We start from the raw sequence: 23,145 nt of genomic DNA on the forward strand, positions 1-23,145 counted from the left end.
GACTCGCCCGGGAGGGCGAAACCAAAAACATCAGCAAAAACGCGGCAATTCGGAACAGGCATAAGAACAACCAACACCAAATTTCCAGTCTGGTATCAAGACTGTCTCACCACGAGATACCGCGATGAACCGCCCAAAGCTATCAAGACCAAGGACGGTGGATATTTCAAAGACCTCTCATCCCATGGGTCGTAAGTCTGCGTCGTTCAGGTGGACGGTATTACGGCGCAGCCTTCCGTATCAGAAACTCTTACCCAGATTCAGATACAACGCCTTCTCCCGCTCATCGTTGAACCCATAACTGAAATTCAGCGGGCCGAGTGGCGTGTCGAGGCCGAGGAAGACGCTGGCGGCGTTGATGTAGCCGCTGTCGAAGGCGTTGTCGTTGTTCCAGGCGCGGCCACGCTCCAGCGACAGGCCCAGGTACAGCGGGAAGTCCAGCGGCAGCAATGAGTGCTGGGTCAGGCGGCGGTAGTAGACCATGCGTGCCAGCGCCACGTTCTGCCCGCTCAGGGCATCCTGGCGGAAGCCCGACAGCTCCTGGGCGCCGCCGAGGACGAAACCGGAGGTGACCACGTCGGCTTCGTCCAGGGTGCGCCCGTAGCGGCCGCCGAATATCCAGGTGTTGCGCTCGTGGCTGAAGGCCTTGTTCAGCTCCAGCTCCCACTGGCGGTAGTCCTGATCGGAGTCCAGGCTCTTGTCGTACTGGCGCAGCAGCAGGCCGATCTCCTCGCCCTGGCGGGGGAAGTCGACGTTGTCCAGGGTGTCGAAGGAGTACTTGAGCTCGTAGTAGCCCTCGCTGAAGCTGAAGCTGGGCAGGTCGCGCTCACCGACGCGCACGTCGGCTTCGCCCCAGGCCTGGCCGATGCCGAAGCGGATCTCGCCGTTGTTGGCGATCTGCCGGCCGAGGTTCAGGCCATAGCCGTAACGTTCCAGGCGGTATTCGGCGATGGGGTCGTTATCCAGGATGGCTTCGATGTTGCGCGCCTCGGCGGACAGATAAGGCGCGACGAAGTAGCGCGAGCCGGAGTCCAGTGGCTGGTAGAACTCGCTGTACAGCTCCTGGCGGTCGCCCAGTTGCACCCGCGTCAGCCACTCGGCGCCCAGTTCGTTGATGCCGTTGATGCGGTAGCTGGCGCCGATGTTGAAGACGCTATCGCCGCGCATGTCATCAGCCAGGTTCAGGCCCAGGCGCAGGTAGTCGGTGCCGGTGCGCCGGCCGCGGGCGTCGATCACCAGGGCGCTGCCACGATCCTCGAGCGGGGTGATGCGGTATTGCACGCGCTCGAAGTAGTCCAGGCCGTAGAGCGTGCCCATGTCCTTCTGCAGGCGTTCGAGATCCAGCGGCTGGTTCAGCGACTGGCGAATGTGGCTGAGGATCACCGCGTCGCCCACCTTGGAATCGTTGATCACGCGGATTTCGCGGATCAGCGGGTTGCGTTGCTCGCGCGAACGGGCCACGGCCAGCGCCGGGTTGCCACCGCCCGGACGGACGAAGCGCGCCAGGGGTTCGGCCAGCGCCTCGGTGGCGCGGTAGCCGGCATCGATCATATGCTCGGCGCGGTCGAAGTCGGCCACACCGAAACCGGCCAGGGGCGGGGTGATCAGCAGGTCGTCGGCGGTCAGGGTCTTGAGCTGCTCTTCGGAGTTCTTGCGGGTCATCAGGGTGATCGACTGGTTCATCACGTCGACCACGGTCAGCAGTTCCTTGACCGGACGCAGCGGTGTGCCGAGATCCACCACTATGACCCGGTCGACGCCCATCTGCCGGGCCACATCGATGGGGATGTTGTCGACCATGCCGCCGTCCACCAGCAGGCGGCCGTCCAGCTCCACCGGGGCGAATACCGCCGGGATCGACATGCTGGCGCGCATCGCCTGGGGCAGATGACCGCTGCGCAGTATGACCTTTTCGCCAGTGCCGATATCGGTGGCCACGGCGCGGAAGGGAATGGGCAGGTGGTCGAAGTCACGGGTGTCGCTGCGGTGCACCAGCAGGCTTTCCAGGAGCATGGCCAGGTTCTGCCCCTGGATCACGCCCAGCGGCAGGCCGAGGCTGCCGTCATCGCGGAAGCTGAGTTTCTGCTTGATGAGGAAGTCGCGGTCGTCCTGCTTGCGACGGAAGGGCACGTCCTCTCGTGGCGGCGAGTCGGACAGTGCCTGCTGCCAGTCCAGCTCCAGGGCCAGGCGTTCCAGCTCCTCGACGCTGTAGCCCGAGGCGTACAGACCGCCGATGATGGCGCCCATGCTGGTGCCGGCCACGGCATCGATGCGAATGCCCTGACGCTCCAGCGACTTGAGCACGCCAATGTGCGCCAGGCCGCGGGCCGCCCCCCCGGAGAGCACCAAGCCGATACGTTCCTCGGCCACGGCGGGCAGGCCGAGCAGGGTGGAGAGGGTGAGCAACAGGGCGAGCAGACGAGGCATGACGAATACCGGATGAGGCGAACGCAAAGGCGGCTATTATAGGCATCCGCTTCGCCATACCGAGCCCGCCCATGTCCGATCACAAACCGGAAATCGTCATCACCTATTGCACCCAGTGCCAGTGGCTGCTGCGTGCTGCCTGGCTGGCTCAGGAGTTGCTCAGCACCTTCGCCGAGGAGCTGGGCCGGGTCAGCCTCGAGCCGAGCAGCGGTGGCACCTTTCGCATCCTCTGCAATGGTGTGCAGATCTGGGAACGCAAGGCCGACGGCGGTTTCCCCGAGGCCAAGGTGCTCAAGCAGCGCGTGCGCGACCTGATCGACCCGGGCCGTGATCTGGGCCACAACGACCGCGTCACCCACTGAGCGGCCGTTGTGGCTGTGCCTCAATAACCGCTGGGCTCGGCGCTGCGCTGACCCTGGCTGTGGCTGAGCGCGGCTCGGGCTTCGTCCTTGAGCAGGCGGTTGCCGGCCACGTAGCGCACGATCCACGGCAGCCTCCGCACCTGGCCGCCGCCGAGGCGTGCCAGCACATAGGCCATGGCGCATTTCTCGAACAGCTCGGCATTGAACAGCATGCGGTTGCGGGTCACGCCGAGGATCAGCAGGCGACCGTCCACCAGGCCGCCGTTACCGCCCTTGGCCAGGGCCGCCTGCAGGTGCTCGGCACGGGTCGGCTGCCAGCAGTGCCCGAGGTGCCGCGCCTGTTCGTCGAAGATGCCCGGCATGGCTTCGCCGAGGCCCTGCAGTTGCAGGCTCCAGCGTGGGCTCAGGGTGGCGATGGCCCCGGCATCCTGGCGCAGGTGATAGGCCTGGGCGTGCAGGGCGGCGGTGCCACTGCCCGGGTTGGCCAGCTCCAGCGTACGGGGCAGCTCGCCGGGTTCGACGAAGAGCATCTGCCCCTGGTTGGGAATGCGCAGCGACAGCGCATCCCCACTGCGCTTGAGCAGGCCCTTGCCGCTCAAGCGTGAGGCGGCCTGGATGATTTCTTCTTGCATGCTCACACCACCAGTTTGAAGACGTCTTCAAAGCGGTTCAGCGCCTCGTCGACGATGTCATCGGTATCCGCCGCGCTGGTGTACAGCCGGCTGCCGGCCAGGGTCACCAGGCCGTGGGCCATGTAGGCGGCGCCCATTTCTTCCATCATGTGCTTGCGCGGGTTGACCTCGCGCATCAGTTGGATCGGGTTGCGCACGTTGAGCAGCAGCACGCCGGAAGTCTGCAGGTGCACCACCGAGCCCTGGTTGTAGACCACGTAGGGCAGGCCGAGGCGGTTCACGATCTCGTTCAGGCCGGCGGTCATGCGGTCACCGGCGCGCCCGGCGACGGCCGGGGCGTTGCGTTTTTCCATCTCCACCAGGCTGTGGTAGCCGGCCACGCAGGACAGCGGATTGGCGGTCAGGGTGCCGCCGACGAAGGCGCGCTTGGTCTGCTTGCCGCCGATACCCCCGGCCAGCAGCATCATCACCTCGCGGCGGCCGCCGATGCCGCCGGCCATGGGGTAACCGCCGGTCAGGCACTTGCCGAAGATGGTCAGATCCGGCATGACGCCGAAGTACCCCTGCGCACCGCCCATGCCGACGCGGAAGCCGCTGACCACCTCGTCGAAGATCAGCAGGGCGCCGAATTCGTCGCACAGCTTGCGCAGGTTGGCGTTGAAGTCCTTGCGTGCCGGGCGCGTGCCGCTTTCCGGGCCGAGCGGCTCGACGATGATGGCCGCGGTGCCGCCGCGCAGGCGGTTGATCCAGAGGCGACGGCGGATGGCGGCGAGGTCGTTGGGGAAGCTTTCCTGGGTGTACTGCGTCGCGCCACCGGGGATGCCCACCGCCTCGCGCCGGCCGGTGCCGGGGATGCGCATGCCGTAGACCATCTGGTCGCTCCAGCCGTGATAGGCACCGCCGATCTTGATCACCCATTTCTTGCCGGTGTAGGCCCGCGCCAGGCGGATCGCGCCCATCACCGACTCGGTGCCGGAGGCGAGCATGCGGAACATCTCCACCGAGGGCACGTGACGGCAGACCAGCTCCGCCAGCTTGACCTCGTACTCGTGCAGCAGGCCGGTGGAGGGGCCGCATTCGCGCAGGGTCTCGATGACCTTTTCCTGCACCACCGGGTCGTTGCTGCCGAGCAGGGTCGGCCCGCCGGCCTGGAGAAAGTCGATGTAACGGTTACCGTCGACATCTTCCAGGTGCGCGCCCAGGGTGCTCTTCATGGCCAGCGGGAAGGGGTAGTTGAAGGCCAGGTTGTGCTGGATACCGCCGGGGATGAACTGAGTAGCAGCGCTGGCCAACGCCTTGGAAGTGGCGCATTTGCTGTTGAAATAGTCGTGCACCTTGTCCATATGCTCGCGGCGGATCGGCCGGATCGGCTGCTTGATCAGCGCTTTGAGGCGGGCATCGACGGCATCGGTGTCCGGCCATTGGGAAATGCCGGAGGCGGTCTGCGGAATCGGGGTGGAAGCGTTCATGGGGACTATCCTCGATCAATCGGTCAGAGTGGCCAGTGCGAACTGACTGGCGGAGTGATGGGGGTTGGCGCGCAGGGCGCGGCAGAACCAGTCGTGGGCTTCCTCTTCGAGCAGGCGCATGACCTGGCAGGCCTGATCCATGGTGGTGCCCACACCAATGGCGCCGTGGTTGCGCATCAGGTAGGCATTGAGCCCTGGGCGCACACGGCGGCTCACCAGCCAGGACAGCAGGCTGGAGCCGGACGGGCCGTAGGCGCACATCGGCGCTTGCGGGCCGATGACCTGGCGCGCCTGCTGGCCGCTGATCGGCAGTGGGCGGCCGAGCAGGGTGAAGGCGCTGGCGATGGGCTGGTGCGTGTGCACGCTGGCCTGGCAGTCGGGCCGGGCCTTGAACATCCTGGCGTGCAGGCCGCTTTCTACCGAGGGCGAGCCCTCGCCGGAAAGTTGCTCGAGGCTGTCCAGGCGCAGGATGCAGATGTCGGCCGGGCGCATGCTGTAGTAGTCGCTCGCCGAGGGGGTGACGGCGAAGCGCTCGGCGTCGATGCGCAAGGCCAGGTTGCCGCCGATGCCGGCGAGAAAACCCTGGTCGGCCAGGGCCACGGCCGTGCGGACGATGACCTCCCTGGCCCGTTGTTCAAGCGTCATGAGTACCTCGATGCAGGTGTGCGTAGAAGGGCGCCAGCGCCTTGTGCGCGGCGCGGAAGTTGGCGTAGCTGCTGGCGTAGCGCTCGGCGTTGAGGCGGTCGGGTTGGAACGAGCGACGGATCTCGACTCGTTCGGGAATGTCGCCGACGGCCATGGCATCGATGCCGATGCCGGCGATGAAGGCCGCACCACGAGCGTTGGCCTGAATGGGTTGTTGCGGCAGGTGCACGGTGACGCCGAGCACGTCGGCGAAGATCCTGCACCAGACCTCGGACTGGCCACCGCCGCCGACCAGGGTGATTTCCTCGGATGGCTGGCCGATGAAGCCGTCCACCGCCTCCATCATCCAGCGGGTGTTGAGGGCAACGCCTTCGAGAAAGGCACGCACCATGTCCTCGCGGGCGTGTTCCAGGGTCATGTTGACCAGGCCGGCGCGCAGGTTGCCGTCGTCCACCGGGCTGCGCTCGCCCATCAGCCAGGGCAGGTAGAGCAGGCCGCGAGCGCCGGCCGGGACGCTGGCGGCCACTTCGTCGAGGATGCGGTAGACGTCCGGGCCGGCTTCGTTCTGCAGCAGCGCGTCCTTGGCGTAGAGGATGCGGTCGCGCAGGAAGCTGAGGTTGGCGCCGGCGGCCGACTGCATGGCGATCATCATGTAGCGATCCGGCAGGGCGCAGGGCAGGGCCGCGATCTGCCGCATGACATCGGTTTTCTTCTTCTGCACATGGGCGCCGATCCACGACGAAGTGCCGATGTACAGGTGCAGGGCGTTGTCGCGTACGGCGCCAGAGCCCATGGCCGATGCGGTGGTGTCCACGGCGCCGGCCACCACCGGCAGGCCGGCGCGCAGCCCGAGGCGTTCGGCCACCGGTTTGCGCAGTTCGCCGAGCACCTCGCAGCAGCGCACCAGCTCGGGAAGCTGCGAGCGCTGCAGGCCGGCCATGCGCAGCAGGCCGTCGTGGTAGCGGATGTTGCCGGGGTCGCGGTTGTCGGTGACCCAGGTGGTCAGCGCCGAATCGACGGTGGAGGCGATGCGTCCGCTCAGGCGCAGGTTGATGAAGTCGAGGACGTTGAGGAACTTGTCGGTGCGCGCATACAGCTCGGGCATGGCGTCGCGGATGAAGGCGATATGGCCGAACGGATCCTTGCCGGAGAGGGCCGGTGCGCCGCCGGTCAGGCGTAGCCAGCGCCACAGCTTGAGCGGGTCGTAGCCAGCCACGCGCGGCAGGATGCCGCCGACCTGGCGCCTGACCGCTTCCTGGCCGCGCATGTCCATGTACAGCAGGGCGCGGGCCAGGGGCTGGCCGTCGCGATCCACCGGCACCGTGCCTTCACCCTGGCAGGAACAGCAGATGGCGGCCACGGCCTTGTGCGCCGAGGTGCTGTCGAGCACTTCGGCAGCACTGTCGAGCAGCGCGTGCCACCAGTCTTCCGGGCATTGTTCGACGCCCGAGCCGGCCAGCACATGGGTCTGTACCGGGCGAAAGGCGAAGGCCCTGACGTGGCCATCGAGGCCCACCAGTGCGGTCTTGCAGCCTGAGCTACCGAGGTCTACCGCCAAGACCAGTCGCGTGTCGTGAGTCACCGTGGCCGCCTCTTTTTCATTTGCCTCTTCCCATTTCGTGACAGTCGAGTTAAAACATAAGCATTGATCATGTTTTAGAGAATGAGGCGATGGATAAATCTTTGTCAAGCACCACCGAAAAGGTACGGCGACCCCGCGAACCCAAGCAGCAACGCAGCCAGGAGCGCTTCGAGGCGATTCTGAAAGTGGCGCTGGATCTGATTGCCGCCCATGGCTACGAGGGAGTGTCGATGCGTGAGATCGCCCGCGAGGCCGGGCTGCCGATCGCGTCGCTGTACATGTACTTCCCGACCAAGCTGTCGATCGTCAAGGAGGTCTGGCAGCGCTACACCAGCCGTGTCAGCGAGTCACTGGAGCGCGATCTGCGGAAGATCGTCGACCCCGCCAACCAGGCCGACGCCGGCCTGCTGATCGAGCGGCTGATCGACCTGATGCTGGATATCCAGACCAGCCACCCGGGCTTCATCGAGGTCTGGGGCTGCGTGGCCGCCGCGCCGGAGCTGCGCGAGCTGAATCTGGCCGACACCCTGCGCTCGGTGGAGATGATGGCCACGGCGATTCGCAGCGCCAATCCGGCCATCGACATCGAGCAGGCCGAAGGCCTGGCCATGGTGCTGTGCGAGGGGGCGAGCTCGGTGACCAAGTTGATCCTGACCCTGGCGCCGGAGCAGCGCCCGGCTCGGATCAGGCAGCTCAAGCGCAGCCTGCACTTCATCTACAGCGCCACGCAGGCGGCCTTCGACCAGCGCGAATCCTGATTCCAGAGGCCTTGCCCTGCCCATGGGCAGGGCCTCGGATTGCTGTACCGCACCACAAGCCAATCAGTGCAATGACCTCATAACCGCTAGGGGGCTGTATGTTGCGCAATAAGAAGAACAAAGTCATAGCAGTCGGTATGGGGCTCTGGAGTATCCAGGCCCAGGCATTCGAGATCGACACCGGGCCGGATGTCACCACCACGCTGGAAAGCGTCGTGGAGTTCAGCTCGGTGTATCGCACGGAGTCACCCGAGCGCATCCAGCGTGACGGCCAGAACCTCTTCATCAACGAGAACGATGGCAGCGAGTATTACAAGGGCTTCGTCTCCAACGAGGTCAAGCTGACCTCGGAGCTGCATGTGCGTACCGATCAGGATGGCCTGCTGCTGCGCGGCACGGCCTGGTACGACACGCAACTGATGGACAACGACCCCAGCGGCGATGACTTCGACACGCACAACGGTGACAGCGGCGAGCGCTTTCCCTCGGATCTGCGCAATCGTGCCGGGCACCGGGCACGCCTGCTCGATGCCTACGTCTATACCAATCGCTCCCTCGGCGACATGCCGCTGAGCCTGCGCCTGGGACGCCAGGTGATCAACTGGGGGGAGGGCATCTTCTATTCCGACGGCATCAACGTCATCAACCCGGTGGACATTGGCCGCATCGTGCTGCCCAACGCCAGCCTCAAGGAAGCGTTGCTGCCCACCAACATGATCTCGGCGCAGCTCGGCCTCACCGACGCGCTGAGCGTGGAGGGCTTCTACGGCCTGGAATGGAAGGGCCATGAGATGATCCCGACCGGAGCCTTCCTCAACGATCAGGACTACTTCGGCAAGGGCAGCAATGGCGTGCTGCTGGACCTGCGCAATGACCTGCAGGCGCAAGGCGTGCCGCTGGGGCTGGTGCCCGGCCTCAATGGCGTCGACGGTGTGGTCGCCGGCGCGCGCTATGGCCGCGAGCACGAGGCGCGTGACGATGGTCAGTTCGGCCTGGCCCTGCGTTATATCGTCGAAGACTGGAACAGCACCGAGTTCAGCCTCTACTACCTCAATTACCACAGCAAGGTGCCATTCCTGCGTGTGCAGAAGGGCCAGTCCTTCGCCTGCAGTGGTGGCAGTGGCGGTGGACGCTTCAGTGACCTGTGCGGTCTGACCCAAGCCCTCGACCCCAGCTCGGTGCCACTGGTCGATGGCCTGGCGTACCTGGATACCACGCGCTACGACTTCATCTACCCCGAAGACATTCGCCTGTTCGGCTTCAGTGTCTCGGGCACCATCGGCGATACCAGCGTCGCCGGTGAACTGGCCTACCGGCCCAATGCGCCGCTGGAACCGTCGATGACCTACGAGCTGGGGTTGTTGGCCAATGGCGCGCTGACGGCGGGCGGCGCCAGTGGCGCCAGCATCGACCTGGGCGAGTTCGGCGATGGCTCGGCCAACGACTCGCGCCGCAGCATCGATCTGTACAAGCGCCACGAACTCTACACCGGCTCGATTTCCACCATTCACAGCTTCGGCCCGAGCCTGGGCCTGGATGACCTGACCCTGCTCGGTGAGGTGGCCTTCAACCATGTGCCGGGCAGCCTGCTGGATTCACCCAACTACGCCTACCTGGATTCCTTCGCCTGGGGCTACACGGTGAACTTCAGCGGCCTGTGGCGCAACGTGCGGCCCAACCTCAACCTGCGCCCGGGCCTGACCTTCCGCCAGGACGTGTCCGGCACCTCGCCGGCGCTCAACGAGAACTTCATCGAGGGGCGCAAGTCCGCCACCCTGGAGCTGGCCGCCCTGTATGGCCAGACCCTTGGCGCCAAGCTGAGTTACACCTCGTTCTGGGGCGCGCGCAAGGAAAACCCGCTGATCGACCGTGACCATGTCGCACTGAATCTCTCCTACTCCTTCTAACCAGTGGTATTCGCCATGAACAAACATGCTTTTCGTGTAGGCAGCCTGGTGCTCGCTTGCAGCGTGCTGTTGCCCTTGCAGGTTCAGGCCAAGGTGACGGCCGAGCAGGCCGCTCAGCTTGGCAACCAGCTCACCCCCTTCGGCGCCGACCCCAAGGGCGATGCCGCGCTGGGCATTCCCGAGTGGAGCGGCAAGCTCGCCGCGCCGGCCGGTTATGCCGGGCCGGGCAGTTTTCACGTCGACCCCTTCGCCGGGGAGAAGCCCCTGCGCGTGATCGATGCGCAGAACATGGCCGCCGATGCCGAACACCTGAGCCCGGGCGTTCAGGCGCTGCTCAAGGCTTACCCGCAGACCTTCAAGGTGCCGGTCTACCCCAGCCACCGCACGGCTGGTGCACCTGAGCGGGTCTACGCGAACACCCGCCAGAACGCCCTGCAGGCCACCCTGGCCGAAGGCGGCAATGGCCTGGCCAATGCCTATGGCGGCATCCCATTCCCGATTCCTGCCGATGGCCGTGAGGCGATCTGGAACCACATCGCGCGCTGGCAGGGGGATTACATCAACGAGGTCGCCACTACCGCGCAAGTGGATACCCAGGGCGGCTTCTCCATCATTCGCGAACGCATACGCCTGCTGTCGAACTACTACGACCCGAGCAAGGACGCCAGCAGCCTGAACAACCTGCTGTATTTCTTCGACAGCGAGCTGCTGCCACCCTCGCGTGAGGCAGGGCGCAAGCTGTTGGTGCGCGAAACCATCGACCAGGTGGCCGAGCCGCGTTCGGCCTGGGTCTACAGCCCAGGGCAACGGCGTGTGCGGCGTGCTCCGACGCTGGCTTACGACACTCCCAGCGATGGCATCCTGGCCGACGACACCGACATGTTCAACGGGGCCACCGACCGCTACGACTGGAAGCTGCTGGGCAAGCAGGCGCTGCTGGTGCCCTACCACAACTACGCCATGGAGCAGCCGGGGCTGGCGCTGGAAAAGCTGGTCAAGCCCGGGCACCTCAACCCCGATTTCACCCGTTGGGAAATGCACCGCGTCTGGGTAGTGGAAGCGACACTGCGCCCAGGCCAACGCCATGTGCATGCCAAGCGCCGCTTCTATCTGGACGAGGATAGCTGGTACGCCCTGATGGTGGAAAACAGCGACGCCCGTGGCGAGCTGTGGCACGTCAACCTGGCCTTCACCAAGAACGCCTATGACGTACCGACCATCACCCCAGTGAACATCGTCTATCACGACCTGATCGCCCACAGCTACACGGTGATCGGCCTGCGCAACAACGAGAAGGCGCCGCGCGAGTTCCAACTGACGCCGCCACCGGCCAGCTACTGGACGCCTGCCAACCTGCGGCGTACCGGCACGCAGTGACCTGCTGGCGTCGCTGACGCCAAGAGCCTCGTTCGGGGCTCTTGGCGTTTCTATGGGTGAAAATTATTTAATTGACTTAACTTTTTAACTTGATTAGAAATCTGCCTGTGCTCTGATCGACGAGAGCCTGCGCCGGGATGTCATGGCCAGGCTCGAACGATTGCATTGTGTGGCCGGCATTCGCGCTGATCCACATCTGCACCCGCACCGGGAGATTACCAAGTGAAACCGCTTGCCAGCGTTTCGGGCGTGGCGCTCGAATGGGTCATGAGCCTCGACGTGCTGATCGCCGAGGGCGAGGTCGTGGGGCCTTGCGCCGACGGCTTTCGCGTGAATTATCCGATCATCGGTGGCACCTTCGAGTGTCGTGGCGCGAGAGGGCAGGTGCTGCCCGGTGGTGCCGACACCTACCGGCTCAGGCCCGATGGCATCGGCGAGCTGGATGCGCGCTACAGCCTGATGTGCGAAGACGGCAGTCTGATCAACGTGCACAACCTCGGGCTGTTGCGGCTGACGGAGGCGGGCAAGGCCATGGAGGCACGTGATATCTGGCCCATTCCCGAGAGCGAATACCTGTGCACCTGCACGCCACGCTTTCAGGTCGCCGAAGGTGAGCTGGGCTGGTTGACCCAGCAGACCTTCACCGGCCTGGTGCATTACCCCACGGCGGATCGGGTGCAGATTCGCTGTTACGCGCTCGCGCCGAAACCCTGATCAGGTGCTGGGGCGTTTGGGGTATCTCTAAAGACCTAAGCGGCGGCTGTGGGGATACGGGAGGTTGGGTGTTGATACCGGACTGGCAATACGGTGTTCGTTTCCGGGTGTCTGTTCCGAATTGCCGCGTTTTTGCTGATGTTTTTGGTTTCGCCCTCCCGGGCGAGTCACTTTTACGGGTAAAAGTAACCAAAACCCTCCGCCCGATCATCCGGCCCTGGCTGCGCCAGGGTTCGCTCACTCCATCGCCGTTCCAGAGGCCCGCCACGGTGGGCCATCCCTGGCCCATCGTGGCTCTCGCGACATCCATGTCGCTCAACCTCTTCCACGACGATTCCGCTCACCCTCCTGGGCGGGCTCTGCACGCGCCTGAACCTGCGGTTACTCCATGGGACTCTTACGCGCTTGATGGGGGCAGCCGTAGGGCGGACTCAGGAGCGCCAGCGAACAGTCCGCCGGGCCATGCCGAGTTCGGCACCACGGCTCACGCCCAATACTCCCACCAACGGCGTACTGCTTCCGAGCGGCCGGCGTCCCGGTACGCCCTACGCGAATGAAAGTTTTGGTTTAACCCGACGGCCACATCGCGACTTCACATCTAGCAGAACACGTCGAGCGTACCTTGGAATGCCAGTTCGCTCAGGCGCGCTAACTCCCCCTTCAGGAGGCCGAACGTAGGCATTGCGCAGGGGGCGAGCGGCATGGATGCCGCGAGAGGCGTAATGGGCCAGGGATGGCCCATGTACGCCGACCCCGGAGCGGTGCCGGAGTGAGGGAAGTCGAGCGCAGCGAGACCCGGATGGCGGGGGTGCGTTTCTTTTGCTTACTTTTCTTTGCGCACTTCAAAGAAAAGTGAGTCGCCCGAGGGGGCGAAACCCGGAATATCTGAAAACACCCAAAGCGGCGTCAAGAACACCAACACAGGCCAACCCACCAACACACAAACTTGCCAGCCCGGTATCCCGACTGACTTGCCAATATCCCGCAAAGAACCAGTTCGTCCTTCAGTGGCTCAGACCTGCGCTCAGCGAGCGATCATGCCCTGCAGGATCAGGCCGCTGGTCAGGCGTACCTGGCGGCGGTGCGCTTCCATATCCATCGTCTCGCTGCTGGTCAGGCGCAGCAGTTGCAAGTGCGAGTAATCGTTGAGCAGGAAGGCGGCCAGTTCCACATCCAGGTCGGCGCGCAGCTTGCCACGCTCCTGCAGGTCGCGCAGCAGACCGGCGATTTCATGCTGCAGGCTCTCGTTGAGACGCTTGTAGTTCTCCGGCAGGTCGCTGCGGTCACCACCCAGCACGTGCGGCAGCAACTCGCGCCAGATCGGCGCTGGAAGCATGTCGAGGGCGTGATCGACCAGCACCTGTTCCAGATAGCACAGCGCGTCCAGCGGGTCGTCCAGTTCGGCCATGTGCAGGCGCGCGTCCTGCAAGGCACTCTGGTCGGCCTTGCGCAGCATCTCCAGGAGAATCTCCTGCTTGGAGTTGAAGTACTTGAACACCGTGGGCGCCGAGACGCCTGCTTCCCGAGCGATCTGCTCGATGGTGGTGTTGGCGAACCCCTGGCGCTCGAACAGAGCCACCCCCGCTTCACTGATGGCCTTGCGGCGCATGGCTTTCTGACGTTCGCGCAGACCGCTCACTTTCCCTCTCCTTATCCGGGTCGCAGGTGGCGAGCATAACGGAAGTAGGTTTTCATGCGTAAATATTTTATTGACTAAAACTTTTTATTCAGGCAATTATTCTGTCACATCTGCCGCGTGCAGAGCTTCTTACAAGAAAGGACAGAGGTTTCATGACTACCTCCGTAAACACTCAGGCAGCCAATCAATTGGCTCGTCATTACGCCGATGCACACGAGGCGCTGCGTCAGGCGCAAGCGCCACAGTCCTTCATGAACGGTTTTCCCCCAGCGCCCGAGCAACTGGTGGCCTGGGACAACTGGATGAGCCCGCCGTATAACAAGTGGGGCTTCCGCAATCTGGTGCGTCTGCGTCCGAGCATCACGGTGTCCTGCGGTCGGGGTGAGCAGCCGCTGGCAGAAGCGCTGCAGGACCTCGACGGTTTCAGCTTCGCCAGCGAGTGCGGCCTGAACGTGCGTCTGGACGAGCACCTGCTGGCCAGCCATGCCGACGGTTTCATCGTGCTCAAGGCCGGCAAGGTGGTGTACGAGCGCTACTTCAACGGCCACACCGCCAATGATCGTCACATCATGTTCTCGGTGACCAAGTCACTGATCGGCACCCTGGCCGAACAACTGATTCACGAAGGCAAGCTCGACCCCGAACGACTGGCTGGCGATTACGTAGCGGAGTTCGCCGGTAGTGCTTACGCCGATGCCACCGTGCGCCAGTTGCTGGATATGGCGGTGGGCATTTCCTACACCGAGCAGTACGACGACCCTGCGTCGGAAAGTTCGCAGTTCGGTTATGCCTGTGGCTTCCAGCCGGCGCCGGCCGAATTCGCTCAATACGCGTCGCTGTATCAGTACCTGCCGACGCTGCGCAAGCGCGGCGAGCATGGCGGCCTGTTCCATTACGTCACCGCCACCACCGAGGCCCTGGCCTGGGTGATGGAGCGTGCCTGTGGCGAAGCCTGCCATGAGCTCCTGACCCGGATCTGGAAGGTAATCGGTTGCCAGCGCGACGGTTACTTCATGGCTGACCCCTGGGGCCGTGGCGTGGCCGGCGCCGGTTTCAGCGGCACCCTGCGCGATATGGCGCGTTTCGGTCTGCTGCTGGCCAATGGCGGCGAGCATCAAGGCCAGAGCCTCGTTGCGCCGGAAGCCATCGCAGCCATCGCGGCGGGTGCCGACCCGGCCATCTATGCCCAGGACGAGGATTTCAGCCACTGGATTCCCGGTGCTTCTTACCGCAGCCAGTGGTACGTGCTCAACGACCACAGCCGCGCCATCGTCGCCGGCGGCATTCATGGCCAATACCTGTTCGTCGACTTCGAGTCGGATGTGGTCATCGTCAAGCAGTCCTCGCTACCCGAGGCGGTGGGCATCTTCGATGCAGACAACGTACGCGCGTTGCGTGCTATTGCCGCGCATCTGAAAGCCTGATTCAGCTCAAAGAGACAAGAAATATCGGGCGGCTCACCACTGGTGGGCCTGCCGATTCGCAGCCCGGTGCGTGTTGAGCCCGAGCTGCTTTGCAACTGCCCTGTGACACAAAAACAACTTACCCAGGAGCATTTCATGACTCGCGTCCCATTCACTCCCGCGCTACTGGCCGTGGCCGTACTGAGCAGTGCCGAGGCCATGGCTGGCTATACCTTCGAGGAGGGCAAGCTCTCCGGCGAAGCCAACCTGACCGTAGGTGGTGCGACCGTCTCCACACGCAATGTCAACTTCGGCGCCGGCGGCGTCGATCAGCGCAATGGCCGTAACATCGGCACCCGCGTCGATTGGCAGGAGTTCTATCTCAAGCCGGGCGTTACCCTCAAATATGCCGTCGACCCCGACTTCGATCTGATCGCCGGTGGCTCGGCGGTGTCGGCCAAGACCTTCGGTGACGGCGATGCCGGTGGTTTCACCCGCAGCTCGGACGGTTACACCGCGATGGAGGAGGCCTATGCGGGCTTCCGTGCGGGGGAGTGGACCTTCACCGCTGGGCGGCAGAACTACCTGGTGGGCAATGGCTTCATCGTCATGGACGGCAACCTCGACTCCCGTGGCGACGGCGCCTACTGGCTGGGGCCGCGTACCGCCTTCCGCGACTCGGGCATCCTCGCCTGGGATCATGGCGCGCTGCGTGCGCAGGCCTTCAGCCTGCGCACCGACTCGCACCTGGGCGACTTCCGCCTCAACGGCGCCAACCTGGACTACGACCTGGCCGACCAGGTGACCCTGGGCGCCATGGCCATGAAGGTGGACTCGCAGACCAACACTTTCGCCACGCCGCTGCGCCGTGATGGCATGCAGGTCTACAACTTCCGTGCCCTGCGCGGCAGGTTGCCAGGCCTCGACGCGCTGACCCTCAACGGCGAATATGCAGTGCAGCGCGGTAGCGGTGACGGCATGAAGTACGATGCCAAGGCCTGGTATGCCCAGGCCGACTACAGCTTCGAGTCGCTGCCGCTGACTCCGGTGCTGGGTTATCGCTACGCCCTGTTCTCCGGTGACGACAACCTGGCTGACAACAGCCAGCAGTCCTGGGATCCGCTGAGCAAGGGCTTCACCGACTGGAGCACCTGGCTGGTCGGCGACGTGATGGGCAACTACGTGCTGTTCAACACCAACCAGCGCGTGCAGCAGTTCTCCATCAAGACCCGCCTGAGCGAAACCCTGACCCTGGGCGCCATTCACTATCAGTTCTGGCTGGACAAGGACAACTATCAGGGCATCTCCGTCAGCGACCGGCGCTTCGCCAACGAGAACGTGATCTACCTCGACTGGACGCCCACTGAGCGCCTGTACACCTCGCTGGCCTACAACTGGGTAGACGCCAAGTCGGCGGCCAAGCAGGTATTCGGCGACGACGACCGTTTCACTGCGCTCGAACTCTACTTCACCTACCGTTACTGAGCCTGCCAGGAGACATCGAGATGAAAGCAATGCGTATCGCGGCTGCCTTGACCCTGGCATTGGCCAGCGCCACTGGCGTTCAGGCCGAGCAACGTACCGTGAGGGTCTACAACTGGATCGAGTACATGCCGCCTGAGATCCTCAAGGGATTCGAGGCCGAAACCGGCATCCGCCCGGTGTACGACGTGTTCGACAGCGCCGAGACCCTGCAGTCCAAGCTGCTCACCGGCAACTCCGGCTATGACGTGGCCTTTCCGGGCAGCGCCTCGCTGGGCACCTTCATCGGTGCCGGCACCTTCGAGAAGCTCGACCGTAGCAAACTGCCCAACTGGAACCGCCTGGATGAAACCTTCATGGCCGAACTGGCCAAGAGCGGCGACCCCGGCAACCAGTACGCGGTGCCCTACATGTGGGGCACCAACCTGATCGGCTACAACGTCGACAAGGTGCGTGAGGCGCTGGGCCCGGACGTGAAGCTGGATAGCTGGGACCTGATCTTCAAGCCGGAAAACCTCTCCAAACTCGCCTCGTGCGGGGTTGGCTTCCTCGATTCACCGGGGGATATCCTGCCGATCGCCCTGGACTATCTGGGCCTGCCGCCGAACTCGGAGAAGGCCGAGGATTACCGCAAGGCGCAGGATCTGATGATGAAGATTCGCCCCTACATCACCTACTTCAATTCCTCGCGCTACGGCTACGACCTGGCCAATGGCGAGATCTGCGTGGCCGTGGGCTGGTCCGGTGGCATCGAACTGGCACGCAAGATGGCCAATGCAGCCGGCAAGGGGGTGAAGATCGACATGTTCCTGCCTAAGGAAGGCGCGCCGCTGTGGTCCGATGTGATGGTTATTCCCAAGGGCGCGCAGAACGTCGAAGAAGCCCATGCCTTCATCAACTACCTGCTACGCCCGGAAGTGATCGCCAAGGCCAGTAACGCCATCGGCTATCCCAACCCCAACAAGGATGCCACCGCCTTCGTCAACCCCGAGGTGCGCAACAATCCCAGCATGTATATTCCGGCTGACAGGATGGGCTCGCTGTACGCACTCAAGGCCCTGCCACTGAAGGCCGAGCGTATCCGCATGCGTACCTGGAACAGCATCCGCACCGGCAAGTGAGCCGGCGGGCACCCGCAGTCATGCGGCGGGTGCCCGTACCACGAACGACGAGGAGGGTGTGATGACGCGATCCATAGCGTTGGGCGATAGCGGGCTCGAGGTGTCGCCGCTGGTACTGGGGGGCAACGTGTTCGGCTGGACACTCGCTGAGCGCGATTCGCTGTACCTGCTCAGCGCTGCCCATGAGGCGGGCATCACCAGTATCGACACGGCCGACATGTATTCGGTCTGGGTCGAAGGGCATCGCGGCGGTGAGTCCGAGCGCATCATCGGCGCCTGGCTGGCACGCAACCCCGGCCTGCGCGATGGCCTGACCCTGATGACCAAGGTGGGCGCCGAACTGGGCCCAGGTACAGGCGGCCTGTCGCGCGCCTGGATCATCAAGGCGGTGGAGGACTCGCTGCGCCGCCTCAATACCGATTACATCGACCTGTATTTCTCCCACTACCCCGATCCGCACACCCCGCACGAGGAAACCCTCAGCGCGTATCAGACCTTGCTGGAGGCGGGCAAGATCAGGGCCATCGGCGCCTCCAACTTCACCCGCCAGCAACTGCAGGACGCCGAAGCCGGTGCCGAGCAGGGCTTGCCGCGTTACGCGGTGCTGCAACTGGAGTACAACCTGCATGACCGTGCCGACTACGAGCAGCACCTGCAGGCCTTTGCCCACGAGCGGGGGCTTGGCGTGCTGAGTTATTTCAGCCTGGCGTCCGGCTTTCTCACCGGCAAGTACGCCAGCCCGGCCGATATCCAGGGGCATGCGCGTGCCGAGGATCTGCAGCGCTTCTTCACCCCACGCGGCATGCGCATTCTCGCGGCCTTGCGTGAAGTCGCCGGGCAGCATCAGGTCGAGCCGGCCAGCGTGGCCCTGGCCTGGCTGATGCAGCAGCGAGGAGTGACGGCGCCGGTGGTCAGTGCCACCAGCCGCGAGCAGTTGCAACGCTTGCTGCAAGCCTGTGCCTTGCGCCTCGACGATGAAGCCTTACGCCTGCTGGACTCCGCCAGCGCCCAGTGAGCCAAGCCAGAGGCCGCCGAGCAGCTGGATGAGGAAATGCCTTGATCTGATTGGATGAGCCTGTGCGCAAGGCGGGCAGGTGGGCAGTCGTCACGAACTGAAAGTTAATGTCGTTAATTATTTCTGCTCGATGACGGCTGGTTGCAGGGGGGAGGCCGAATGGCTCCCGGCAATGTTTGGTTCTTCCACGACAACAATAAAACCGATGGAGCTTCTCATGTCTTGCAGTCAACCTCCCGGCAGGGTCGCCGCCGACCCGGCCATGCGTGCCGCCACCATCTTCATCGCAGCGGTGTCGATTCTCGTGGTCGGTATTCAACCCGTGTTCATCGGCCTGTTGGCCGGGCACCTGGGGCTGTCCCTGGCCCAGCAGGGCTGGATGATCTCGGTGGAAATGTGTGGCTCGGTCTTCGGCACGCTGCTGGTGGCTCCGCTGGCGCGGCGCTGGGGCTCGCGCCGGCTGTGTGCCATGGCGGCCTTCGCCTTGGGCGGCGTGACCCTGCTGAGCGGCCTGACGGAACAGTACACGACCATGCTGGCGCTGCGCGGCCTGGCCGGCATGGTGGCTGGTGCCCTCTATGCCCAGGCGGTGTACCTGTTGGGAAGGATGCCGGGGCAGGATCGCTCCTACGGTTTCCTGTTGCTGCTGCAGACCAGCGTCTTCGCGGTGATGGCGGCGGTGCTGCCGCTGCTCGCGGCAACCCTGGGTTTCATGGCCGCCATGGGCATGCTGGCCGCCTGGTACGCACTGGCCTGCCTGGTTTGCCGCCTGCTGCCACGTCAGGTCGGTCACGAGGCAGGGCAGCAGACGCCATCCTCGGCGGTCGGCCCGGCCTCCTTCGGGGTGGCCGCACTGGCCGGAATGCTTTGCCTGCAGGTGGCGATCTATGCCGTGTGGGGCTTTATCGACGGCATCGCCAGTGGCGATGGTCTGAGCGCGGTGGATGTGGGCTGGGCTGTGGGCATCGGCCTGCTCGGCGGCTTGCCGGGCGCGGCGCTGCCCAGCCTGCTGGGCAATCGCTTCGGCCGTCTGCCGATGATTCTGCTCGGCTCGTTCTGTGTGGCATTGGCGGTCTGGCTGCTGGGGCTGGGGGTGAAGAGCGGCGAGCAGCTCGCCGGCGTGGTGTTCCTGATGAACTTCGGCTGGGTGCTGGCGCTGTCGTATTACATGGCGGCGGTGGTCAGCCATGACGCCAGCGGCCGCCTCACACGTATGGTCAGCGTGGTACAGGTGACCTCGGCGGCCTTCGCTCCGACGGTGCTGAGCCTGTTTCTCGGCGACGGCGGCAAGACGCTGATCTTCAGCTTCTCGGTGGGCTCGGTACTACTCGGTTGTCTGCTTGCCGCCCTGGTCGGCCTGGGGGTTGGCCGGCGTCAGCAGTTGCGTGCGGCGCTGTCATGAGGCCTGACGCGACCAAGGAGTGGCCCCATCGAGACCAATTGGGGGTGGCGCACTGGCCTTGCGGCTGAGAACCTAGGGAGGTGTTCAGTCGAGTTGCGATCATGCCTGCTTCCGCTTTGCCCGTGCATACCCGGCATCTGGCCAATGGCTCCGTGCTACATGCCTGCCAGCAGCCCTGGGCGCGGCAGGCGGGCCTTTGCCTGCGGGTGGCGGTGGGCAGCCATGACGAGCCGCGCGATTATCCCGGCCTGGCGCATTTTCTCGAACACCTGCTGTTTCTCGGCAGCCGCGGCCATGCCGTCGAGCAGAGCCTGATGGCCTATGTGCGCGGCTGTGGCGGCCAGGTCAACGCCTCGACCCAGGCGCGCCATACCGATTTCGTCTGCCAGTTGCCGGCGGCCGGGCTGCAGCCGGCCCTGCAACGCTTGCAGGACATGCTCAGCCATCCCTTGCTGGAAAAGGCGGCGCAACGCCGTGAGCGTGAGGTGCTGCATGCCGAGTACCAGGCGCGCAGCCAGGATGCCGATAGCCGCATCGACCATGCCCTGGGCCAGGCCGTGGCGGCGGGGCACCGCTGCGCCGACTTCCTCGCCGGGGATCGGCACAGCCTGGCGCTGGAGCAGGCAGAATTTCAGCAGGCGTTGCAGGGCTATCACCGCCAGCATTACCAGGCCGGCAACATGAGCTTGGCTCTGGTCGGCCCGCAGCCACTGGATGAATTGTTGAGCCTGGGTGAGGCCTGCCTGCTGAGCATGCTCAGCGCGGCGCCGGTTCGTCGCACGTACTCATCCCTGTTGCCGCTGCGTGCCTCCCATCTGCTACTGCAACACCCCGTCAGCGGCGTGACCCTGGGGCTGGCCGTGCAGTTGCCAGAGAAGGCGCTGGAGCCCGCCCTGCAGCTATTTCTGGAGGCGCTGCACGATCCGGCGGCGGATGGCTTGCAGGCAGGCTTGCGCCAGGCCGGGCTGTGCCAGGCGGTAACCGCCCGAGTGATCTACCGGCATGAGGGGCAGCGGCTGTTGCGCCTCGATTGCCCAGGCGCGGACAGCACGACGGCTGCACGTCTGCAAGCCGAGCTGCGCGGCTGGTTGCAGCGTTTGCCGGGTGATGCTGGTTGGGGCGCGCGCTGGCGTGCCTGGCAGCAGGCCCAGGCTGCGCGCTTGGCCGGCTTGTCGCCGCTGGCTCTGGCTCAGCATCTGCTGCAGCAAACAGATGATTTTTCCGAGAGCGAAGTGCTCGCTGCGTTGCAGCCCTTGCTGCTGCAACTGGCCAGTGGTGACGGCTTGATCGAACTGTGCCGCACGAGCGAGACGCAACCGCTCTGGCCCGCGCTGGGGCTGGATCTGCACATGCAGGCCGTGGCGGCGCGCAGCCTGTCAGCGCCTGCCCTGGATCTGCACTTGCCACAGGCCTGTGCGACCCTGGCCCCGGCTGCACGCGCGGCGCAACTACCCATGGCCGCGCTGCGCTGGCATGCGGGGCCGGAGCAGGGCGGCCCGGCGGCGCTGCACTGGCGCGGGCCCAGCAGTGACGACGGTTTGCCAACTCCTGTGCGGCTTGCCACCTTGCAGGCACGTATCGCAGATCAGGTCAGGCTATGTCAGCGCCATGGCGTGGCCCTGCAACTGCGGGCCACGCCCGGCGCCTGGTCGCTGGCGCTGTCCGGCCCGGCGCCGTTATTGCCTGCCAGCAGTGTGCGGCTGTTGCCACTGCTGCTGGCGCCGCTGGATGAGACCGTCGCGCCGCCCGCTGCCGGGCTGTTGCTGCGCCAGGTGCTGGAGTACCTGCCGGAGCTGGGGCAGTCAGCCGCGCCGACGATCCTGCAGGGATTGGGCGTCGGCCTGGATACGGCAGCGCAGCAAGAGATCGAGGCCTTGTTCGAGGCGGTCGAGCCTTTGTCTGCCACGACACCGCAGCCGCACAGCAGCGGCGGCCTGAGCTGGCATCAAGCACCGGTGTCGGGGGCGGAGTCGGGGGCGGAGTCGGCCCTGCTGCTGTTCTGCCCCGTGCCTGATGCAAGTGCACTGGCCGAGGCGGCCTGGCGCCTGCTCGATCAGTGCCTGCAGGAGGCCTTCTACCAGCGTCTGCGCGGCGAATTGCAACTGGGTTATGCGCTGTTCTCCAGCTTTCGCCAGGTACAGGGACGGCGCGGTCTGCTGTTCGGTGTGCAGTCGCCGGTCTGCGATCAGGCTGCCATCCTCGGCCATATCCGCGCCTTTCTGGCGGCGCAGCCGGCGCGCCTGGCCGGGCTGTCAGCGCAGGCCTTCGAGCAGGCGCTTCAGGCCCTGCAACTGGGACTGCAGGCGCCACACAGCCATGTCGAATGGGCCGAGCAGTTCTACCAGGCGCACCTCGCCGGTCTGCCGGCCGAGCATGACCAGGCCGTTGGCCAGGCGCTGAGCGCGCTCGACTCGCAGGCGCTGGTGCACGCCTGCCGGCAACTGCTGGCGGAGTGCGGCTGGCAGGTGCTGAGCAGCACGCCAAACCACTAGCAGGCCGTTGAAAACTACCTAGGTTGGCAATAACGCGTTTAAAACGGCCTCAAAATGGGTTCTTCGCGGAATCATGGCGAAGTCGGGCTTGATATCTTGGTTGATACAGGATTGACAATAAGGCGTTGATTGTCCTTGTGTCTGTTCCGAAGTGCCGCGTTTTCGTTGATGTTTCTGGTTTCGCCCTCCCGGGCGAGTCACTTTTGCGGGCAAAAGTAACCAAAACCCTCCGCCCGGTCATCCGGCCCTGGCTGCGCCAGGGTTCGCTCACTCCATCGCCGCTCCAGAGGCCCGCCGCGGTGGGCCATCCATGGCCCATCGCGGCTTTCGCGGCATCCATGCCGCTCAGCCTCTTCCACGACGATTGCGTTCGCCCTCCTGGGCGGGCTCTGCACGCGCCTGAACCTGAGGTAACTCCCAGGGAGTCTGCGTGCTTGATTGGGGGCAGCCGTAGGGCGGACTCAGGAGCCTAAGCGAACAGTCCGCCGGGCCATGCCCAGTTCGGCACCACAACCTACGGCTGCCTGTACGACCTTGGACGTGGCCAATGGCCGCAAGGAGTAAGACCTGTGCCTATGAACCGGCAGATCGGTCGCTGGTAGCGGTCCGGTCGCGATTCCCATGGGGCAAACCCGCTGACCAGGCCAAAGCACTGCATGACCACTGCCAAGGCAGCGTATGGCGAGGCCGGGTGCCTTTCGATAATCGCCTCCGACAC

The 23,145-nt window shown here is 64.7% G+C and carries 17 protein-coding genes; 11 read left to right on the top strand and 6 right to left on the bottom strand.

Annotation, left to right across the window (positions count from 1 at the left end; translation table 11 throughout):
• Positions 1 to 240 precede the first annotated feature (240 nt).
• A complete protein-coding gene (locus tag ACSVIK_RS19330; RefSeq protein WP_442445842.1) occupies positions 241 to 2,427 on the bottom strand; it encodes a patatin-like phospholipase family protein in 2,187 nt (728 codons plus the stop codon).
• Positions 2,428 to 2,498: 71 nt separating this feature from the next.
• Between ACSVIK_RS19330 and ACSVIK_RS19335 the strand changes: the two genes are divergently transcribed.
• Entirely contained in the window at positions 2,499 to 2,789 is a 291-nt protein-coding gene (locus ACSVIK_RS19335) for a SelT/SelW/SelH family protein (RefSeq protein WP_268183617.1), read from the top strand.
• Between the two features lie 20 nt (positions 2,790 to 2,809).
• Here ACSVIK_RS19335 and ACSVIK_RS19340 read toward each other — a convergent pair whose 3' ends face one another.
• The 4 genes from ACSVIK_RS19340 to ACSVIK_RS19355 are packed head-to-tail and all read right to left on the bottom strand — an operon-like array spanning position 2,810 to position 7,117.
• Entirely contained in the window at positions 2,810 to 3,421 is a 612-nt protein-coding gene (locus ACSVIK_RS19340) for a hypothetical protein (RefSeq protein WP_442445843.1), read from the bottom strand.
• 2 nt (positions 3,422 to 3,423) lie between these two features.
• A complete protein-coding gene (locus ACSVIK_RS19345) occupies positions 3,424 to 4,890 on the bottom strand; it encodes an aspartate aminotransferase family protein (RefSeq protein WP_442445844.1) in 1,467 nt (488 codons plus the stop codon).
• Positions 4,891 to 4,905: 15 nt separating this feature from the next.
• Positions 4,906 to 5,535, bottom strand: coding sequence for a class II aldolase/adducin family protein (locus ACSVIK_RS19350; RefSeq protein ID WP_442445845.1), 630 nt, complete (start codon positions 5,533 to 5,535; stop codon positions 4,906 to 4,908).
• Positions 5,525 to 7,117, bottom strand: coding sequence for a xylulokinase (locus ACSVIK_RS19355; protein WP_442445846.1), 1,593 nt, complete (start codon positions 7,115 to 7,117; stop codon positions 5,525 to 5,527). Before ACSVIK_RS19355 ends, ACSVIK_RS19350 begins: the two co-directional genes overlap by 11 nt.
• A 101-nt stretch (positions 7,118 to 7,218) precedes the next feature.
• Here ACSVIK_RS19355 and ACSVIK_RS19360 point away from each other — a divergent pair, with 101 nt between their 5' ends.
• The 4 genes from ACSVIK_RS19360 to ACSVIK_RS19375 all read left to right on the top strand — a co-directional run bounded on the left by ACSVIK_RS19360 (position 7,219) and on the right by ACSVIK_RS19375 (position 11,873).
• Positions 7,219 to 7,875, top strand: coding sequence for a TetR/AcrR family transcriptional regulator (locus tag ACSVIK_RS19360; protein WP_442445847.1), 657 nt, complete (start codon positions 7,219 to 7,221; stop codon positions 7,873 to 7,875).
• A 98-nt stretch (positions 7,876 to 7,973) separates the two neighbouring features.
• A complete protein-coding gene (locus ACSVIK_RS19365; RefSeq protein WP_442445848.1) occupies positions 7,974 to 9,782 on the top strand; it encodes a DUF1302 domain-containing protein in 1,809 nt (602 codons plus the stop codon).
• 15 nt (positions 9,783 to 9,797) lie between these two features.
• The gene (locus tag ACSVIK_RS19370; protein ID WP_442445849.1) at positions 9,798 to 11,159 is read left to right on the top strand and encodes a DUF1329 domain-containing protein; all 1,362 of its coding nucleotides are present in this window, start codon (positions 9,798 to 9,800) and stop codon (positions 11,157 to 11,159) included.
• A gap of 222 nt (positions 11,160 to 11,381) precedes the next feature.
• A complete protein-coding gene (locus ACSVIK_RS19375; protein ID WP_442445850.1) occupies positions 11,382 to 11,873 on the top strand; it encodes a DUF3237 domain-containing protein in 492 nt (163 codons plus the stop codon).
• A 1,024-nt stretch (positions 11,874 to 12,897) separates the two neighbouring features.
• Here ACSVIK_RS19375 and ACSVIK_RS19380 read toward each other — a convergent pair.
• Complete coding sequence (locus ACSVIK_RS19380; RefSeq protein ID WP_442445851.1) at positions 12,898 to 13,512, bottom strand: TetR/AcrR family transcriptional regulator; 615 nt, start codon at positions 13,510 to 13,512, stop codon at positions 12,898 to 12,900.
• Positions 13,513 to 13,664: 152 nt separating this feature from the next.
• Here ACSVIK_RS19380 and ACSVIK_RS19385 point away from each other — a divergent pair, with 152 nt between their 5' ends.
• The 6 genes from ACSVIK_RS19385 to pqqF all read left to right on the top strand — a co-directional run bounded on the left by ACSVIK_RS19385 (position 13,665) and on the right by pqqF (position 22,427).
• Positions 13,665 to 14,936 carry a serine hydrolase domain-containing protein gene (locus ACSVIK_RS19385; RefSeq protein WP_442445852.1) on the top strand — a complete coding sequence of 424 codons (1,272 nt, stop codon included), beginning with the start codon at positions 13,665 to 13,667 and terminating at the stop codon, positions 14,934 to 14,936.
• 135 nt (positions 14,937 to 15,071) lie between these two features.
• Positions 15,072 to 16,400 (top strand): alginate export family protein, encoded by a 1,329-nt coding sequence (locus ACSVIK_RS19390; RefSeq protein ID WP_442445853.1) that lies wholly within the window; start codon positions 15,072 to 15,074, stop codon positions 16,398 to 16,400.
• Positions 16,401 to 16,429: 29 nt separating this feature from the next.
• Entirely contained in the window at positions 16,430 to 17,518 is a 1,089-nt protein-coding gene (locus tag ACSVIK_RS19395) for a polyamine ABC transporter substrate-binding protein (protein ID WP_442445897.1), read from the top strand.
• Between the two features lie 58 nt (positions 17,519 to 17,576).
• On the top strand, positions 17,577 to 18,533 hold the full coding sequence (locus tag ACSVIK_RS19400) for an aldo/keto reductase (RefSeq protein ID WP_442445854.1): 957 nt from the start codon (positions 17,577 to 17,579) through the stop codon (positions 18,531 to 18,533).
• 217 nt (positions 18,534 to 18,750) lie between these two features.
• Positions 18,751 to 19,935, top strand: a complete 1,185-nt coding sequence (locus ACSVIK_RS19405; protein ID WP_442445855.1) for an MFS transporter — start codon at positions 18,751 to 18,753, stop codon at positions 19,933 to 19,935.
• Positions 19,936 to 20,036: 101 nt separating this feature from the next.
• Positions 20,037 to 22,427 (top strand): pyrroloquinoline quinone biosynthesis protein PqqF, encoded by a 2,391-nt coding sequence (gene pqqF / locus ACSVIK_RS19410; protein WP_442445856.1) that lies wholly within the window; start codon positions 20,037 to 20,039, stop codon positions 22,425 to 22,427.
• The last annotated feature ends 718 nt before the right edge of the window (positions 22,428 to 23,145 follow it).

Origin of the sequence: Pseudomonas sp. NCHU5216, from assembly GCF_052156495.1 — a bacterium.
Taxonomy (GTDB): Bacteria; Pseudomonadota; Gammaproteobacteria; order Pseudomonadales; family Pseudomonadaceae; genus Aquipseudomonas.

Coding starts and splice junctions, on each gene's coding strand:
- ACSVIK_RS19370 (WP_442445849.1), top strand. CDS start 9,798: ATGAACAAACATGCTTTTCGTGTAGGCAGCCTGGTGCTCGCTTGCAGC.
- ACSVIK_RS19390 (WP_442445853.1), top strand. CDS start 15,072: ATGACTCGCGTCCCATTCACTCCCGCGCTACTGGCCGTGGCCGTACTG.
- ACSVIK_RS19345 (WP_442445844.1), bottom strand. CDS start 4,890: ATGAACGCTTCCACCCCGATTCCGCAGACCGCCTCCGGCATTTCCCAA.
- ACSVIK_RS19340 (WP_442445843.1), bottom strand. CDS start 3,421: ATGCAAGAAGAAATCATCCAGGCCGCCTCACGCTTGAGCGGCAAGGGC.
- ACSVIK_RS19395 (WP_442445897.1), top strand. CDS start 16,430: ATGCGTATCGCGGCTGCCTTGACCCTGGCATTGGCCAGCGCCACTGGC.
- ACSVIK_RS19405 (WP_442445855.1), top strand. CDS start 18,751: ATGTCTTGCAGTCAACCTCCCGGCAGGGTCGCCGCCGACCCGGCCATG.
- ACSVIK_RS19350 (WP_442445845.1), bottom strand. CDS start 5,535: ATGACGCTTGAACAACGGGCCAGGGAGGTCATCGTCCGCACGGCCGTG.
- ACSVIK_RS19385 (WP_442445852.1), top strand. CDS start 13,665: ATGACTACCTCCGTAAACACTCAGGCAGCCAATCAATTGGCTCGTCAT.
- ACSVIK_RS19335 (WP_268183617.1), top strand. CDS start 2,499: ATGTCCGATCACAAACCGGAAATCGTCATCACCTATTGCACCCAGTGC.
- ACSVIK_RS19330 (WP_442445842.1), bottom strand. CDS start 2,427: ATGCCTCGTCTGCTCGCCCTGTTGCTCACCCTCTCCACCCTGCTCGGC.
- ACSVIK_RS19365 (WP_442445848.1), top strand. CDS start 7,974: ATGTTGCGCAATAAGAAGAACAAAGTCATAGCAGTCGGTATGGGGCTC.
- pqqF (WP_442445856.1), top strand. CDS start 20,037: ATGCCTGCTTCCGCTTTGCCCGTGCATACCCGGCATCTGGCCAATGGC.